Here is a 15,197-nt window from a genome sequence, read left to right as displayed (position 1 = left end):
GTGATGCGGGTTTATTGCGCGCGCAGCCGATAGCCACGCTGCGCCTTGCTGATGTTTTCGGGAGCGAGGCCCGGCAGCGCCTGCTGCAGTTCGCCGGCGAGCGTCGCGAGCGCCGCTTCCGGGCCGTCGATCAGTTCGAGTTCGATTTCGCTGATCGGTTCGCGGCGCGTTTCGTGTTCCGCCTGGACGACGATCTCGCCGAGGTCCACCGCGGCTTCGACGGTTGCGCCGCCGATTGCGATGCGCCACAGCGTACGCGAAAAATCCGTGCGGAACAGCGCGTGCAGCGCGCCGGCCGCGTCATTCAGCGCGGCGGCGGCTTCCGGCACGTCGCAGGCCGCGACGAGCGCATCGATCTCGAGCGCGTCGCCGGCGACGGGCAGTTCCCATTCGTGGCGGCGATGCAGGCCGCCTTCCGCGCTGCCGACCGTCTTGAAGGTCTGCAACCAGCCATGCGGCGCGCGGCGCACGCGCACCGCGCTCTTCGAGCGGGCCAGCGCGAGATCGGGCGTGTCGTAATAGACGTTCGCGAGCGCGATGTCGTGACCGGGTTCGCCGGTCAGCGTCTCGAAGAAGTGCCGCGCGTCGTCGGCCTGGCCGGCCGGCAGCGCGAGCTTGATTTCCTTTTCGATCGCCATCAGAAGAACATCCGCGCGAGTTCCTCGCCCGGCTGGTCGGCGCGCATGAATGCTTCGCCGACGAGGAACGTGTTGACGTTCGCCGCGCGCATCGTGTCGACGTCGGTGCGCGACAGGATGCCCGATTCGGTCACGACGATCCGGTCCTGCGGAATCATGTCGAGCATGTCGAGCGACGTCTGGATCGACGTCTCGAACGTGCGCAGGTTGCGGTTGTTGATGCCGAGCAGCGGCGTCTTGAGCGTCAGCGCCTGTTCCATCTCGTTGCGGTCGTGCACTTCGACCAGCACGGCGAGGCCGAGCGAGTGCGCATACGCCTCGAGGTCCTGCATCAGCGGCGTGTCGAGCGCGGCGGCGATCAGCAGGATCGCGTCGGCGCCCATCGCGCGCGCTTCGAGGATCTGGTACGCATCGACGATGAAGTCCTTGCGCAGCACCGGCAGCGTGCAGGCCGCGCGCGCCTCTTCGAGGTAACGAACGCTGCCCTGGAAGAATTGCTCGTCGGTCAGCACCGACAGGCACGCGGCGCCGTGCGCCGCATACGAGCGCGCGATGTCGGCCGGCACGAAATGCTCGCGCAGCACGCCCTTCGACGGGCTTGCCTTCTTGATTTCGGCGATCACGGCAGCGTTGCCGGCCGCGTGCTTCGCACGCAGCGCGCCGACGAAGTCGCGCAGGTCGCGCGCGGATGCTTCCAGTTTCAATGCCTCGAGCGGCGTGCTGCGCATGGCCGCCGCGACTTCTTCGCGCTTGACGGCAATGATTCGGTCGAGAATGTCGCTCATGTGGGTTCCTGCTTGATTCGTAAAGGGAGTCAGCGCTTGAACTGCTGCGTGAAGCGCACGAGTTCGTCGACCTTCGCGCGCGCCTTGCCGCTCGCGATCGCTTCGCGGGCGAGCTGGATGCCGTCCGCGATCGATTCGGCGACGTTCGCCGCATAGAGCGCGGTGCCCGAGTTCAGCGTGACGATCTCGCGCGCGACGCCCGGCTGGTTGTCCAGCGCACCGAGCAGCATCGTGCGCGATTCGTCGGCATTTTCCACCTTCAGCGTGCGGTTCGACACCATCTGCAGGCCGAAGTCCTCCGGATGGATTTCGTATTCGTGCACCTTGCCGTCGCGCAATTCGCCGACGAGCGTCGCGGCGCCGAGCGATACCTCATCCATCCCGTCCTTGCCGTACACGACGAGCACGTGCTGCGCGCCGAGGCGTTGCATCACGCGCACCTGGATGCCGACGAGGTCGGGGTGGAACACGCCCATCAACTGGTTCGGCGCGCCGGCCGGATTGGTCAGCGGGCCGAGGATGTTGAAGATCGTGCGCACGCCGAGCTCGCGGCGCACGGCCGCGATGTTCTTCATCGCCGGGTGATGGTTCGGCGCGAACATGAAGCCCATGCCCGTTTCGGCGATCGACGCGGCCACCTGGTCGGATTGCAGGTCGATGTTCACGCCGAGCGCCTCGAGCACGTCGGCACTGCCGGACTTGCTCGACACGCCGCGGTTGCCGTGCTTCGCGACCTTCGCGCCGGCCGCCGCCGTGACGAACATCGACGCGGTCGAGATATTGAACGTGTGCGAGCCGTCGCCGCCGGTGCCGACGATGTCGACGAAGTTCGAGTTGTCCTGCACCTCGACGTGGTTCGCGAATTCGCGCATCACGGTCGCGGCGGCGGCGATCTCGCCGATCGTCTCCTTCTTCACGCGCAGCCCGGTGATGATCGCGGCGGCCATCACGGGCGACATGTCGCCGCGCATGATGAGCCGCATCAGGTGCAGCATCTCGTCGTGGAAGATCTCGCGGTGCTCGATCGTGCGCTGCAGCGCTTCCTGCGGGGTAATCGTCATCGTGAGGCTCCGGTCAGGCGGCGTGCGCGGCCGCGGCGCGAACCTGCTTCAGGAAATTCTCGAGCAGCGCATGGCCATGCTCGGACAGGATCGATTCCGGGTGGAACTGCACGCCTTCGACCGGCAGCGTCTTGTGGCGCACGCCCATGATTTCGCCGTCGTCGGTCCATGCGGACACCTCGAGGCAGTCGGGCAGCGACTCGCGCTCGATCGCGAGCGAGTGGTAGCGCGTGACGTCGAAATGCTTCGGCAGGTCGGCGAACACGCCGCGGCAGTCGGTTTCGATCCGGCTTACCTTGCCGTGCATGATGGTCGCCGCGCGCACGACGCGGCCGCCGAATGCTTCGCCGATCGCCTGGTGGCCGAGGCAGACGCCGAGGATCGGTTTCTTGCCCGAAAATTCGCGCAACACGTCGAGCGTGATGCCCGCGTGCTGCGGGTTGCTCGGGCCCGGCGACAGGCAGATCGCGTCGGGATTCAGGCGCGCGATTTCGTCGAGCGTGATTTCGTCGTTGCGGTACGTACGTACGTCCTCGCCCAGTTCGCCGAAGTACTGGACCAGGTTGTAGGTGAACGAGTCGTAGTTGTCGATCATGAGCAGCATGGTCAGTCTCCGGTCAGAAGTCGCTATCGAGGCCGTCCTGGACCTGTTCGGCCGCACGCAGCACCGCGCGCGCCTTGTTCTCGGTCTCTTGCCATTCGGATTCGGGCACCGAATCTGCAACGACGCCGGCCGCCGCTTGCACATACAGGTTGCCGTTGTGGATCAGGCCCGTGCGGATCGCGATCGCGAGATCCATCTCGCCCGAGAACGACAGGTAGCCGACCGCACCGCCGTACAGCCCGCGCTTGATCGGCTCGAGTTCGTCGATCAGCTCCATCGCGCGCACCTTGGGCGCGCCGGACAGCGTGCCGGCCGGGAACGTCGCGCGCAGCACGTCGTAGTTCGTCATGCCCGGCTTCAGCTTGCCTTCGACCGAGCTGACGATGTGCTGCACGTGCGAGTACTTCTCGATGACCATCTTGTCGGTCACCTGCACCGAGCCGATTTCCGCGATGCGGCCGACGTCGTTGCGCGCGAGGTCGATCAGCATCACGTGCTCGGCGATCTCCTTCGGATCGTTGAGCAGTTCGGTCGCGAGTTCCGCGTCGCGCTCGGGCGTGTTGCCGCGCGGGCGCGTGCCGGCGAGCGGGCGAATCGTGACGATCTGGTCTTCGCCACGCTTTTCCTGGCGTACGAGGATTTCCGGCGACGCGCCGACCACGTGGAAATCGCCGAAGTTGTAGTAATACATGTACGGCGACGGATTCAGCGAACGCAGCGCGCGATACAGCGACAGCGGATTGTCGCGGTACGGCTTCGTTAGCCGCTGGCCGACCTGGATCTGCATCAGTTCGCCGGCCGCGATGTATTCCTTCGCCTGGCGCACGGCGGCCAGATAGTCTTCCTTCTTGAACTCGCGGAACGTCTCGGTGCGCACGCTCGCCGACGTGACGGGCGGCTGCACGGTCGTGCGCAGGCGCTGCTTCAGTTCGCGCAGGCGGTGTTTCGCCTTCGCGTACGCCTCCGGCTGGCCCGGGTCTGCGTAGATGATCAGGTACAGCTTGCCGGCGAGGTTGTCGATCACCGCGACTTCCTCGGTCAGCAGCAGCTGGATGTCGGGCAGGCCGAGATCGTCGCGCGGCGCGGTGTTCGCGAGTTTCTTCTCGATGTAGCGCACCGCGTCGTAGCCGAAATAACCGGCGAGGCCGCCGCAGAAGCGCGGCAGGCCCGGGCGCTGCGCCACCTTGAAGCGCGCCTGGAACGATTCGATGAATTCGAACGGGTCGCCGTCATGCGTCTCGACCACCTGGCCGTCGCGCACGACTTCCGACACGCCGTTGCGAGTGCGGATGAGCGTGCGTGCGGGCAGGCCGATGAACGAGTAGCGGCCGAAGCGTTCGCCACCGACCACTGATTCGAGCAGGAACGAGTTGGCGCCCGCGCGTTCGGGTTGGGCCAGCTTCAGGTAGAGCGACAGCGGCGTTTCGAGATCGGCGAGGGCTTCCGCGATCAGCGGGATGCGGTTGTAGCCTTCGTTCGCAAGCGATTGGAATTCGAGTTCGGTCATGTTCCGGTCCTGTTCGGGACGAGCGGCGGCGTGCGCCAGGGATCACTTGACGCTGCGCGGGCTGCCGTCGGCGAAAGGGCGGTCGATCGAGAAGTGCCTGTTGCCGGCCGGCACTCCGGGCGTGAACGTCGCGAGCCTGCGACCGATCCTGAACGCAAGCGTTCGGACACGGTGGAACTCGAGGTGGTGCGACGATCGGCGCGCGGATGCGCAGCGAGATAAAAAACGGCGCTGAAGACGTGCTTCAGCGTACCTCATCGAAGAGGTTAGCGCGACCAGCGACGCCAGGGCCAGGCTCCCCGGTCGATGCTGCTCAGACTCCGTTTTTTATTCAGAAACATGCGGATGGAAGAAATAATCAGAGGGTTGGCCGGCCGGCGTTGTGCGCGGAGATCGCGCGGGCTGCGACCAGCAACGAATCGACTATACCATCCGAATTTATCGTTTGTATAGCCTTGCCGTGGTTGTAGCCGTACGGCACCGTCAGCGTCGCCATCCCGGCCGCGCGGCCTGCCAGCGCGTCGTTTTCCGAGTCGCCGATCGCGACCGCCGCGTCCGGCGCGACACCGAGCGCGTCGCAGGCCGTCAGCATCGGCAGCGGGTCGGGCTTCTTGCGTGCGACGCTGTCGCCGCCGAGCACGATGCCGAAGCAATCAGCCAGCCCGTATTGCTCGAGCAGCTCGACCGCGAAGCGGTGCGGCTTGTTCGTCACGCACGCGAGCCGGATGCCGGCCGCGCGTAGCGCGTCGAGACCGGCCACGACCTCCGGATAGAGGCGCGTGTGGCGGCCGTTGATCTTCGCGTATTCGGCCTGGTAGATCGCCAGCGCGTCGTCGAAGCGCGCATGCGCTTCGTCGGAGGAGAAGCGCGGCTTCAGCACGCTCTGGATCAGGTGTTCGGAGCCCTTGCCGACGTAGCCGATCACCTCGTCGCGCGACGTGGCCGGCGCGTCGAGTTGCGCGAGCATCCCGTTCAGGCCGGCCGTGAAATCGTCGGCCGTGTCGACCATCGTGCCGTCGAGATCGATCAGCGCCGCGTCGATGCGCGGCGCGGCGAAGCGGATCGGGGCGGCGTCCGTTGCGGCCCCGGCCGGCGCGTGCCCGGCGAGCGGCGACTCGGCCATGGCGTCAGCTCTGCTTGACGGTGGCGAGCGCGGCGCGCATCTCGTCGATCACCTTGCGGTAGTCGGGCTTGCCGAAGATCGCCGAGCCCGCGACGAAGGTGTCGGCGCCGGCCGCCGCGATTTCCGCGATGTTGTCGGTTTTCACGCCACCGTCGACCTCGAGCAGAATCTCGCGGCCCGTGCGCTCGGTGTAGGCGTCGATGCGCGCGCGGGCTTCGCGCAGCTTGTTCAGCGTTTCCGGAATGAACGACTGGCCGCCGAAGCCGGGGTTGACCGACATCAGCAGCACGAAGTCGAGGCGGTCCATCACGTGGTCGAGGTAGTTCAGCGGCGTGGCCGGGTTGAACACGAGGCCGGCCTTGCAGCCGTGGTCACGGATCAGCGACAGCGTGCGGTCGATGTGATCGGAGCCTTCCGGATGGAAGCTGATCAGGTTCGCACCGGCCTTCGCGAAATCGGGCACGATCCGGTCGACCGGGCGCACCATCAGGTGCACGTCGATCGGCACCTGCACGTGCGGGCGGATCGCTTCGCACACGAGCGGGCCGATCGTCAGGTTCGGCACATAATGGTTGTCCATCACGTCGAAGTGGATCCAGTCGGCGCCGGCGGCGACGACGTTGCGGACTTCTTCGCCGAGCCGTGCGAAATCGGCCGACAGGATGCTGGGAGCGATGCGGAATTGGGTCATGGCAGGGGAACGGGGACGTTGCGGCGCAAAACCGACATTCTACCGCCCGGCGGCCGGGGCGCGGCGGCGGGCCGTGCGGTTGCAGCCCGATTCCGCATCAAGCAGAATGCCGAACCAAAGCGGCGCGTCCGCGGCCCCGTCGCCCATGCCGGCACGGGCAGTCACACTCCAGCGGAACCATCATGAGTCAGTATCAGTTCACCGTTTCGGTGAAAACCAGTTACTTGCCGGAACAATCCGACCCCGATCGACGTCAATACGCATTCGCGTACACGCTGACGATCCGCAACACGGGGCAGGTCGCGGCGCAACTGATCGCGCGTCACTGGATCATCACGGACAGCGAGAGCCACGTGCAGGAAGTGAAGGGGCTCGGCGTCGTCGGGCACCAGCCGCTGCTGCAGCCGGGCGAGCAGTTTGAATACACGAGCTGGGCCGTGATTGCGACGCCGGTCGGTACGATGCGTGGCGCGTACTTCTGCGTGGCGGAGGACGGCGAGCGTTTCGACGCGCCGGTCGACGAGTTCGCGCTGCACATGCCGCGCACGCTGCATTGAGCCGAGTGTCCGGAGCGCGTCAGCGTGGCTGGCGGTCGTTGTTGCGGGCGTGCCTCTTTCTTCCCGACGACGTCCAGACGACGATGAAGATCAGCAGGGCAAGCGCTACGAAGGCTTCGAGCGCGAAGATGAGCATCGGATATTGGTCGAGAAAATCTGACATGGCGGTTTCCATCAAGAACGAACATTGTATGTGGTTTGGGCCCCGGTTGGCCGGCTGGATTGCGGCGGCCGCGGCGGCGGCGCTCCTTGCCGCGTGCGGTGGCGCGCCGACGCGGACGTCTGCGCTGAAGCCGCCGACCGGCACGGCGATCGTGCCGGGGCAGGTTGCCGCGAAGCGGCTCACGCCGGTCGCGTGGCAGCAGGTGCCGGGCTGGCAGGACGATTCGCTGCTCGGCGCGACGGCCGCGCTGCGGCAGAACTGCGTGCGACTCGCGCGCCAGCCGGCCTGGCAGCGCGCTTGCGCGGCCGCCGACCGGCTCGACGAGCTCGACGTCAGCAGCTCGCGCGCTTTCTTCGAAGCGTATTTCACGCCGTTCCAGCTCGCGAACACCGATGGCACGCTCGACGGGCTCGTGACCGGCTATTACGAGCCGCTGCTGCATGGTTCGCGGGTGCGCCGCGGCCCGTATCAGTACGCGCTCTATCGCTGGCCGGCCGGTTATCGCGCGGGCTCCGCGCTGCCGGCGCGATCGCAGCTCGAGCGCGCCGGCATCCTGAACGGCAACGAGCTCGTATGGGTCGACGATCCGATCGAGGCGTTTTTCCTGCAGGTGCAGGGCTCGGGGCGCGTGCTGCTCGACGATGGTTCGGTGATGCGGGTCGGCTTTGGCGGCACCAACAACCAGCCGTACCGCTCGATCGGCAAGTGGCTGCTCGATCGCGGCGAGCTGACGCCCGCGCAGGCGACGATGCAGGGCATCAAGGCGTGGGCGAAGGCGAACCCGAACCGCGTCGACGCATTGCTCGACACGAATCCGCGGTTCGTGTTCTTCCGCGACATGCCGACCAAGGAAGACGCGCCGCACGGCGGCGCGGACGGCCCGATCGGCGCGCTTGGCGTGCCGCTGACGCCGGAGCGTTCGATCGCGGTCGATCCGTCGTCGATCCCGCTCGGCACGCCCGTGTTCCTGCAGACCACGCGTCCGCTGACGAATACGCCGATGAACCGGCTCGTGTTCGCGCAGGATACGGGCTCCGCGATCAAGGGCGGCGTGCGGGCCGACTATTTCTGGGGGCTCGGTGACGACGCAGGCGACCAGGCCGGCCGGATGAAGCAGGTCGGCCGGATGTGGCTGCTGTTCCCGAATTCGTGATGCACGGCGGTGCCGGCTGCCCGAGCGCAGCGGCGCCGGTGTTTCATCCGACGTGCTTGATGTGACGTGATGCGACGGGCCGTGCCTGAGACGAAACAGCCCGATCGGTTTTGGCCGATCGGGCTGTTTCTTTTTTGGCGCAGCGGGATTGCCGCGTCGCGCGGCCGACGCGCCGTGCGTGGCGCGTTGCGTCAGCCCTTGCGCTTGTCGATGACGCGGCGGGCCTTGCCGACGGATCGCTCGATCCCGTTCACGGGCAGCACGTTGATCACGGCCGTTACGCCGATCAGCGACTTGATGTCGTAAGCGAGCGCCTGTTTCGCCGCGTGGATCGCCGCCGTATCCGGCGCGGTCTCGGGGCACGGCTCGACGTTGAGCGTCAGCACGTCGAGCGGGCCTTCCTTCGTCAGCACGATCTGATAGTGCGGCGCGAGCGCGCGTTGCTTGAGCAACTGCTCCTCGATTTGCGTCGGGAACACGTTGACGCCGCGCACGATCATCATGTCGTCCGAGCGGCCGGTGATTTTTTCCATCCGGCGCATCGTACGAGCGGTGCCGGGCAACAGGCGCGTGAGGTCGCGTGTCCGGTAGCGGACGATCGGCAACGCTTCCTTCGTCAGCGACGTGAACACGAGTTCGCCGAGTTCGCCGTCCGGCAGCACTTCGCCGGTTTCGGGATCGATGATTTCCGGATAGAAGTGGTCTTCCCAGATGGTCGGGCCATCCTTGGTCTCGACGCATTCGGACGCGACGCCGGGGCCCATCACTTCCGACAGCCCGTAGATGTCGACCGCGTCGATGCCCATTCGCTGTTCGATCGCGACGCGCATGTCATTGGTCCATGGTTCCGCGCCGAAGATGCCGATGCGCAGCGAACTCTGCACGGGATCGAGGCCCTGGCGCTCGATTTCGTCGGCGATCGACAGCATGTAGCTCGGCGTCACCATGATGATGTCGGGCCGGAAATCCTGGATCAGTTGTACCTGCTTCTCGGTCTGGCCGCCGCCGAACGGGATCACGGTCAGTCCCGCGCGTTCGGCGCCGTAGTGCGCGCCGAGCCCGCCCGTGAACAAGCCGTAGCCGTAGCTGACGTGCACCTTGTCGCCGCGGCGTGCGCCGGCGGCGCGGATCGAGCGTGCGACGAGATTCGCCCACGTGTCGATGTCGCCAGCCGTATAGCCGACGACTGTCGGCTTGCCGGTCGTGCCCGATGACGCGTGGATGCGCGAGATCTGGTCCTGCGGCACCGCGAACATCCCGAACGGGTAACTGTCGCGCAGGTCGCTCTTGGTCGTGAACGGGAAGCGCGACAGGTCGGCGAGCGTCTTCAGGTCGTCGGGATGGACGCCCGCATCGTCGAACTTGCGACGATAGACGGGGGAGTGGTCATACGCATGCCGGAGCGACCACTTGAGGCGTTCGAGCTGCAGCGCGGTCAGCTCGTCGCGTGAGGCGGTCTCGATCGGCTCGAGCGGTAGCGGGGTAGTCATGCATGTCTCCAGTACTTGTTATGTGCGAGCCGTCGGCGTCAGCGGTCTTCCGGGATGACCGTGCCCTTGATCTGGGCGGATTTGCCGCGAAACATCGCGACGGTTTCGCCGGTCTGGTTCGTGACGCGGATGTCGTAGATGCCGTGGCGGCCGGCGCGCGCCTGTTCGATCGCCTCGGCGGTCAACACGTCGTTGCCGTGCACGGGGCGCAGGAATTCGATCGAGCAGCCGGCCGCGACCGTGTTCAGGTTGTACGAGTTGCACGCGAACGCGAACGTCGAATCGGCGAGCGTGAAGATGATTCCGCCATGGCAGGTCTGGTGCCCGTTCAGGAATTCGGGCCGCACGCGCATCTGCAGGCGTGCGTAACCGGCGCGTACTTCGGCGATTTCCATGCCGAACGCGCGGCTGCATGCGTCCGCGTCGTACATGGCCTGCGCGGTGGCGCGGGCGAGCGAATCGGGGTCGAGCGTGGCGGTGGCGTTCGTCATGTCAACGCCCCTCGAAGCGAGGCGCCCGCTTCTCGATGAATGCCTTCACGCCTTCCGCATAGTCGTGCGACTGGCCAAGCTTGCGCTGCAGGTCGCGTTCCAGGTCGAGCTGCTGGTCGAGCGTGTTCGTGACGCTGTCGCGCATCGATTGCTTGATCGATGCGATCGCGAGCGTTGGCTGTTGCGCGAGCTGGGTCGCGAGCTGGCGGGCCGACGCGACGAGTGCGTCGTCGTCGACCGCGCGCCAGATCAGGCCCCATTGCTCGGCCTGTTCGGCGCCGAGCTTGTCTCCGGTCAGCGCGAGCCCCAGCGCGCGTGCCATGCCGACGCGTTGCGGCAGGAACCACGTGCCGCCCGAATCGGGTACGAGCCCGATCTTGACGAAGGCCTGGATGAAACTGCTCGAGCGTGCGGCGAACACGAGATCGCATGCAAGCGCGAGATTTGCGCCGGCGCCGGCCGCCGTGCCGTTGACGGCGGCGATCACCGGAATCGGCAGGCGCTGCAAGCGGCGGATCAGCGGATTGAAGTGCTCGTCGATCAGCGTGCCGAGATCGGTGGATGCCCCCGGCGTGAAGTCGAGGTCGGCCAGGTCCTGGCCCGCGCAGAAGCCGCGCCCCGCACCCGTCAGAATCAGCGCGCGTGCGCCGGCCGCCTCGACTTCATCGAGTGCCGACTGCAGTTCGCGATGCATCGCCCGCGTGAAGCTGTTGAGCTTGTCGGGGCGGTTGAGGGTAATCGTGGCCACGCACGCGGCCTGATCGATATCCAGCTGGATCGCCTGATAGGACATGCAGTGTCTCCTTCATGACTTCGTTATAGGCGCGCGGCGCGGCGGTTACACGCGTTCGATCGCGAGTGCGATGCCCTGGCCGACGCCGATACACATCGTACAGAGCGCAAAGCGGCCGCCTGTACGCTCGAGTTGATAGAGCGCCGTGGTGATGAGCCGGGCGCCCGATGCGCCGAGCGGATGGCCCAGTGCAATCGCACCGCCGTTCGGGTTCACGCGCGGATCATCGTCGGCCACGCCGAGCATGCGCAGCACCGCGAGACCCTGCGACGCAAACGCCTCGTTCAGCTCGATCACGTCGAACTGGTCGATGGTCATGCCGAGCTGGCGCAGCAGTTTTTGCGTGGCCGGCGCGGGCCCGATACCCATCACGCGCGGCTCCACGCCGGCGGTCGCCATGCCGATGACGCGCGCGCGGCGGCGCAGGCCATACTGGTCGGCTGCCTGCGCATTGGCAAGCAGCAGCGCGCACGCGCCGTCGTTGACGCCCGATGCGTTGCCGGCCGTCACCGAACCATCCGCACGCACGACGCCCTTCAGCTTCGCGAGCGCTTCGAGCGACGTCTCGCGCGGATGTTCGTCGCGCGACACGATCACCGGATCGCCCTTCTTCTGGGCAATCGAGACCGACACGATTTCCTCGGCGAGCGTGCCGTCTTGCTGCGCACGCGCGGCCTTCTGCTGGCTGCGCAGTGCGAACAGGTCCTGGTCGGCACGGCTGATGTTGTAGTCGACCGCGACGTTCTCGGCCGTCTCCGGCATCGAATCGACGCCGTGCAGTTGTTTCATCAGCGGATTGACGAAACGCCAGCCGATCGTCGTATCGAAGATGTCGGCCTGGCGCGCGAACGCGCTCGCGGCCTTGCCCATCACGAACGGTGCGCGCGTCATGCTCTCGACGCCGCCCGCGATCATCAGGCGCGCCTCGCCCGCCTTGATCGCGCGCGCAGCCGTGCCGACCGCGTCCATCCCGGAGCCGCACAGCCGGTTCAGCGTCGTGCCCGGCACGGCGGTCGGCAGGCCCGCGAGCAGCGCCGACATGCGCGCGACGTTGCGGTTGTCTTCGCCGGCCTGGTTCGCGCAGCCGTAGATCACGTCATCGATTGCCGTCCAGTCGACGTCGAGGTTGCGCTCGATCAGCGCCTTGAGCGGCACCGCACCCAGGTCGTCGGCACGGACGTCTTTCAGGGCGCCGCCGTAGCGGCCGATGGGGGTGCGAATCGCATCGCAGATGTAGGCGTCTGTCATGGGCGTATCGATGAGCAACGAACCCGCCGGGTGGCGGATTCGTTCATGGTAGAGAACGTGGCGGCGTTTGCACGTCGGCCATTCGGGTTATGCCGGTTGGCCAGCTTCCGCAGGTACCGCCTTCGGGGCAACATGGACGCGGCTTTGCACCACACGGAACCGGTTGGCGACGAACGCCGGGTCGGCCAGCGCCGCGTTGGCTGCCGGATTCGCGCCCGTGCCGTGGAAGTCGGAGAAGGCGGCCGACTGGTTCACGAACACGCCGCCCGTCAGATTGATCGACAGTGCGACACCGCCGCGCACCGCTGCGTCGTGTGCGGCGTCGAGGATTGCTTCATCGGTGCTGTAGACGGAGAGGGTCAGCGCGCCATGTTCCGCCGCGATTTCGCCGGCGAGATCGAGCGACTGCGCGGTCGAGTCGGTCGCGATCACGAACGAGATCGGGCCGAACCACTCCTGCGTGAATTTCTCGCGATCGGCCACGTCGAGTTGCAGCACGAGCGGCGTGCGCACGCGAGCATCGGGGAATGCGGGGTGCTGGAGTGTCAGGCTGTCGGCGAGCACGCGGCCGAGCTGGCGGGCGCCGTCGATGCGTGCGGTCACGCCATCGTTCTGGATTGCGCCGATCAGTTCGACCGAGCGTGCCGGGTCGCCGGTGAGCTTTTGCACGGAAACGGCGATTGCCTGCGCGACTTCGTCGAAGCTCGCATGGCCGTCCGCCGTGCGGATGCCGTCGCGCGGCACGTAGATGTTTTGCGGGGCCGTGCACATCTGGCCGGAGTACAGCGCCAGCGAGAACGCGATGTTCTTGGCGGCGGCCTTCAGGTCGTCGGTCGAGTCGATCACGATCTGGTTGACGCCTGCCTTCTCGGTATAGACCTGTGCCTGATGGGCATGGCGTTCGAGCCACGTGCCGTTCTGCGTGCTGCCGGTGAAGTCGATCAGCTTGATCTCGGGGCGCAGCGCGAGGTCCTGAACGAGGGCGCCGTCGTTGGGCTCGGTCGCGAGGAGCGTGACGACGTTCGGATCGAATCCGGCTTCGCGCAGGACGTCACGAGCGATCCGCACCGTGATCGCGAGCGGCAGGATCGCGCCCGGATGCGGTTTGACGATCACGGTGTTACCGGTTGCCAGATCGGCGAACAGGCCCGGGTAGCCGTTCCAGGTCGGGAACGTGCAGCAGCCGAGCACGAGCCCCGTGCCGCGCGGGACGACCGTGTAACGCTTGTGCATCGCGAGCGGCGGGTTCTTGCCTTGCGGCTTTTCCCAGTGCGCTTCAGCCGGGATGCGGCGCAGTTCGTCCCATGCATAGGCAACTGCCTCGAGCGCGCGATCCTGCGCGTGCGGGCCGCCGGCCTGGAACGCCATCATGAAGGCCTGCCCGGTGGTGTGCATCACGCTGTAGGCGATCTCGAAGCTCGCCCGGTTCAGGCGCGCGAGGATTTCGAGGCTGACGCCGACCCATGCGCTCGGGCCGGCTTCGCGCCACGTGCGTTGCGCGGCGGCCGCGGCGGCGATCAGGGCGTCGGGCGTCGATTTCGGATACCGGATGCCCAGTGCGATGCCGTACGGCGAGCGCTCCGCGCCGACCGTTTCGCCGGACGCCGGCTGGTCGAGTGCGAACGTCTTGTCGAGGTGCGACTTGAACGCGGCTTCGCCGTCGGCGCTCGCGCTTTCCCCGTACACTTTGGGACTCGGCATTTCGGCGAACGGGCTCCAGTACCCGCGGCTCTCGATGGCGGCGAGTGCGTGCTTCAGCGTGTCTTCGTGCTTCGTGAACAGTGCGTGGGTCATGGCGGCAGCCTGATGAACGTTGAGAGGGATTGGATCGATTAATTAACCGACCGGTTGGTCGGAGAATGGTAGCATCAAATTATTCGCATGTGCGAGGCGTTTCTCATTTCATTGATCGAGGAGAAATAGATGGCTTACGAGAACATCCTGGTGGAGACCCGGGGGCGTGTCGGGCTGGTTACGCTGAACCGTCCGAAGGCGCTGAATGCGCTGAACGATGCGCTGATGGATGAGTTGGGCGACGCGCTGAAGGCATTCGACGCGGACGACGACATCGGCGCCATCGTCGTGACCGGGAGCGAGAAGGCGTTTGCGGCCGGCGCGGACATCGGCATGATGGCGACCTACTCCTATATGGATGTTTACCGGGGCGACTACATCACGCGCAACTGGGAGACGGTCCGCGAGATCCGCAAGCCGATCATTGCGGCGGTCGCGGGCTTTGCGCTGGGCGGCGGCTGCGAGCTCGCGATGATGTGCGACATCATCTTCGCGGCGGACACCGCCAAGTTCGGCCAGCCGGAAATCAAGCTGGGCATCATGCCGGGTGCGGGCGGCACCCAGCGTCTGCCTCGTGCGGTGTCGAAGGCGAAGGCGATGGACATGTGCCTGACCGCGCGTTTCATGGACGCCGCCGAAGCGGAGCGCGCGGGGCTCGTGTCGCGCGTGCTGCCGGCCGACAAGCTGCTCGACGAGGCGATTGCCGCCGCGACGACGATCGCCGAGTTTTCGCTGCCGGCGGTCATGATGGTCAAGGAGTCGGTGAACCGCGCGTACGAGACGACGCTGGCCGAAGGCGTCCACTTCGAGCGCCGGTTGTTCCACTCACTGTTCGCGACCGAAGACCAGAAGGAAGGGATGGCGGCATTCGTCGAGAAACGGAAGCCGGCGTTCAAGAACCGCTGATTGGGCTGCACCGCAGCGGGTGTCGGCGACGGGTTGGTACCGATTGCCGGCATGATTGCCCGGTCCTTTCTATCAAGAGCCTCCGTGCGCGGCAGCGCACGGAGGCTTTTTCAAACTTTCTTCACAAAGGGGCTTGCGCGAACGGGGCGGGGTGCATAGAATCACGCCTCTTTCGCGCTAACGGAAACACGGC

16 protein-coding genes are annotated in these 15,197 nt (G+C 66.4%); 3 read left to right on the top strand and 13 right to left on the bottom strand.

What is annotated here, in order from left to right; all coding sequences use genetic code 11:
• Positions 1 to 11 precede the first annotated feature (11 nt).
• The 7 genes from ACTRWB_RS33130 to rpe all read right to left on the bottom strand — a co-directional run bounded on the left by ACTRWB_RS33130 (position 12) and on the right by rpe (position 6,409).
• Entirely contained in the window at positions 12 to 638 is a 627-nt protein-coding gene (locus ACTRWB_RS33130; protein ID WP_129513617.1) for a CYTH domain-containing protein, read from the bottom strand.
• Entirely contained in the window at positions 638 to 1,423 is a 786-nt protein-coding gene (gene trpC, locus ACTRWB_RS33125; RefSeq protein ID WP_129513618.1) for an indole-3-glycerol phosphate synthase TrpC, read from the bottom strand. Before trpC ends, ACTRWB_RS33130 begins: the two co-directional genes overlap by 1 nt.
• Before the next feature lie 29 nt (positions 1,424 to 1,452).
• Positions 1,453 to 2,484 (bottom strand): anthranilate phosphoribosyltransferase, encoded by a 1,032-nt coding sequence (gene trpD / locus ACTRWB_RS33120; RefSeq protein ID WP_048249744.1) that lies wholly within the window; start codon positions 2,482 to 2,484, stop codon positions 1,453 to 1,455.
• A gap of 13 nt (positions 2,485 to 2,497) precedes the next feature.
• The gene (locus tag ACTRWB_RS33115; protein ID WP_048249743.1) at positions 2,498 to 3,088 is read right to left on the bottom strand and encodes an aminodeoxychorismate/anthranilate synthase component II; all 591 of its coding nucleotides are present in this window, start codon (positions 3,086 to 3,088) and stop codon (positions 2,498 to 2,500) included.
• Between the two features lie 13 nt (positions 3,089 to 3,101).
• The gene (gene trpE, locus ACTRWB_RS33110; RefSeq protein WP_129513619.1) at positions 3,102 to 4,595 is read right to left on the bottom strand and encodes an anthranilate synthase component I; all 1,494 of its coding nucleotides are present in this window, start codon (positions 4,593 to 4,595) and stop codon (positions 3,102 to 3,104) included.
• Between the two features lie 358 nt (positions 4,596 to 4,953).
• Positions 4,954 to 5,718 (bottom strand): phosphoglycolate phosphatase, encoded by a 765-nt coding sequence (locus ACTRWB_RS33105; protein ID WP_446904383.1) that lies wholly within the window; start codon positions 5,716 to 5,718, stop codon positions 4,954 to 4,956.
• Positions 5,719 to 5,722: 4 nt separating this feature from the next.
• The gene (gene rpe, locus ACTRWB_RS33100; protein WP_129513621.1) at positions 5,723 to 6,409 is read right to left on the bottom strand and encodes a ribulose-phosphate 3-epimerase; all 687 of its coding nucleotides are present in this window, start codon (positions 6,407 to 6,409) and stop codon (positions 5,723 to 5,725) included.
• Positions 6,410 to 6,591: 182 nt separating this feature from the next.
• Here rpe and apaG point away from each other — a divergent pair, with 182 nt between their 5' ends.
• Positions 6,592 to 6,966 (top strand): Co2+/Mg2+ efflux protein ApaG, encoded by a 375-nt coding sequence (gene apaG, locus ACTRWB_RS33095; RefSeq protein ID WP_048249739.1) that lies wholly within the window; start codon positions 6,592 to 6,594, stop codon positions 6,964 to 6,966.
• Positions 6,967 to 6,985: 19 nt separating this feature from the next.
• Here apaG and ACTRWB_RS33090 read toward each other — a convergent pair whose 3' ends face one another.
• Positions 6,986 to 7,129, bottom strand: a complete 144-nt coding sequence (locus ACTRWB_RS33090; protein ID WP_446904382.1) for a hypothetical protein — start codon at positions 7,127 to 7,129, stop codon at positions 6,986 to 6,988.
• 28 nt (positions 7,130 to 7,157) lie between these two features.
• Between ACTRWB_RS33090 and mltA the strand changes: the two genes are divergently transcribed.
• Complete coding sequence (gene mltA, locus ACTRWB_RS33085) at positions 7,158 to 8,282, top strand: murein transglycosylase A (protein WP_446904381.1); 1,125 nt, start codon at positions 7,158 to 7,160, stop codon at positions 8,280 to 8,282.
• A 191-nt stretch (positions 8,283 to 8,473) separates the two neighbouring features.
• Here the strand turns inward: mltA and paaK are convergent, their stop codons facing one another.
• The 5 genes from paaK to paaN form a co-directional block, all read right to left on the bottom strand.
• On the bottom strand, positions 8,474 to 9,772 hold the full coding sequence (paaK, locus tag ACTRWB_RS33080) for a phenylacetate--CoA ligase PaaK (RefSeq protein ID WP_129513623.1): 1,299 nt from the start codon (positions 9,770 to 9,772) through the stop codon (positions 8,474 to 8,476).
• Between the two features lie 38 nt (positions 9,773 to 9,810).
• A complete protein-coding gene (gene paaI, locus ACTRWB_RS33075) occupies positions 9,811 to 10,263 on the bottom strand; it encodes a hydroxyphenylacetyl-CoA thioesterase PaaI (protein WP_048249737.1) in 453 nt (150 codons plus the stop codon).
• Position 10,264: 1 nt separating this feature from the next.
• Entirely contained in the window at positions 10,265 to 11,056 is a 792-nt protein-coding gene (paaG, locus tag ACTRWB_RS33070; protein WP_446904380.1) for a 2-(1,2-epoxy-1,2-dihydrophenyl)acetyl-CoA isomerase PaaG, read from the bottom strand.
• A 45-nt stretch (positions 11,057 to 11,101) separates the two neighbouring features.
• Positions 11,102 to 12,304, bottom strand: a complete 1,203-nt coding sequence (pcaF, locus tag ACTRWB_RS33065; protein ID WP_446904379.1) for a 3-oxoadipyl-CoA thiolase — start codon at positions 12,302 to 12,304, stop codon at positions 11,102 to 11,104.
• 87 nt (positions 12,305 to 12,391) lie between these two features.
• Entirely contained in the window at positions 12,392 to 14,098 is a 1,707-nt protein-coding gene (gene paaN / locus ACTRWB_RS33060) for a phenylacetic acid degradation protein PaaN (RefSeq protein ID WP_446904378.1), read from the bottom strand.
• Positions 14,099 to 14,227: 129 nt separating this feature from the next.
• Between paaN and ACTRWB_RS33055 the strand changes: the two genes are divergently transcribed.
• Positions 14,228 to 15,004: an enoyl-CoA hydratase gene (locus ACTRWB_RS33055; RefSeq protein ID WP_129513627.1), complete on the top strand. Its 777-nt coding sequence runs from the start codon at positions 14,228 to 14,230 to the stop codon at positions 15,002 to 15,004.
• The last annotated feature ends 193 nt before the right edge of the window (positions 15,005 to 15,197 follow it).

The sequence above is a fragment of the Burkholderia sp. YIM B11467 genome, assembly GCF_052952715.1.
Note: the sequence above shows the minus strand (reverse complement) of the source record. Positions and strands in the feature narration are given on the sequence as shown.

What these genes read in the sequence shown, in the direction of transcription:
- ACTRWB_RS33055 (WP_129513627.1), top strand. Translation starts at nt 14,228, where the DNA reads ATGGCTTACGAGAACATCCTGGTGGAGACCCGGGGGCGTGTCGGGCTG.
- paaG (WP_446904380.1), bottom strand. Translation starts at nt 11,056, where the DNA reads ATGTCCTATCAGGCGATCCAGCTGGATATCGATCAGGCCGCGTGCGTG.
- pcaF (WP_446904379.1), bottom strand. Translation starts at nt 12,304, where the DNA reads ATGACAGACGCCTACATCTGCGATGCGATTCGCACCCCCATCGGCCGC.
- ACTRWB_RS33130 (WP_129513617.1), bottom strand. Translation starts at nt 638, where the DNA reads ATGGCGATCGAAAAGGAAATCAAGCTCGCGCTGCCGGCCGGCCAGGCC.
- paaN (WP_446904378.1), bottom strand. Translation starts at nt 14,098, where the DNA reads ATGACCCACGCACTGTTCACGAAGCACGAAGACACGCTGAAGCACGCA.
- rpe (WP_129513621.1), bottom strand. Translation starts at nt 6,409, where the DNA reads ATGACCCAATTCCGCATCGCTCCCAGCATCCTGTCGGCCGATTTCGCA.
- paaI (WP_048249737.1), bottom strand. Translation starts at nt 10,263, where the DNA reads ATGACGAACGCCACCGCCACGCTCGACCCCGATTCGCTCGCCCGCGCC.
- apaG (WP_048249739.1), top strand. Translation starts at nt 6,592, where the DNA reads ATGAGTCAGTATCAGTTCACCGTTTCGGTGAAAACCAGTTACTTGCCG.
- paaK (WP_129513623.1), bottom strand. Translation starts at nt 9,772, where the DNA reads ATGACTACCCCGCTACCGCTCGAGCCGATCGAGACCGCCTCACGCGAC.
- trpE (WP_129513619.1), bottom strand. Translation starts at nt 4,595, where the DNA reads ATGACCGAACTCGAATTCCAATCGCTTGCGAACGAAGGCTACAACCGC.
- ACTRWB_RS33105 (WP_446904383.1), bottom strand. Translation starts at nt 5,718, where the DNA reads ATGGCCGAGTCGCCGCTCGCCGGGCACGCGCCGGCCGGGGCCGCAACG.
- trpC (WP_129513618.1), bottom strand. Translation starts at nt 1,423, where the DNA reads ATGAGCGACATTCTCGACCGAATCATTGCCGTCAAGCGCGAAGAAGTC.
- mltA (WP_446904381.1), top strand. Translation starts at nt 7,158, where the DNA reads ATGTGGTTTGGGCCCCGGTTGGCCGGCTGGATTGCGGCGGCCGCGGCG.
- ACTRWB_RS33090 (WP_446904382.1), bottom strand. Translation starts at nt 7,129, where the DNA reads ATGTCAGATTTTCTCGACCAATATCCGATGCTCATCTTCGCGCTCGAA.
- ACTRWB_RS33115 (WP_048249743.1), bottom strand. Translation starts at nt 3,088, where the DNA reads ATGCTGCTCATGATCGACAACTACGACTCGTTCACCTACAACCTGGTC.
- trpD (WP_048249744.1), bottom strand. Translation starts at nt 2,484, where the DNA reads ATGACGATTACCCCGCAGGAAGCGCTGCAGCGCACGATCGAGCACCGC.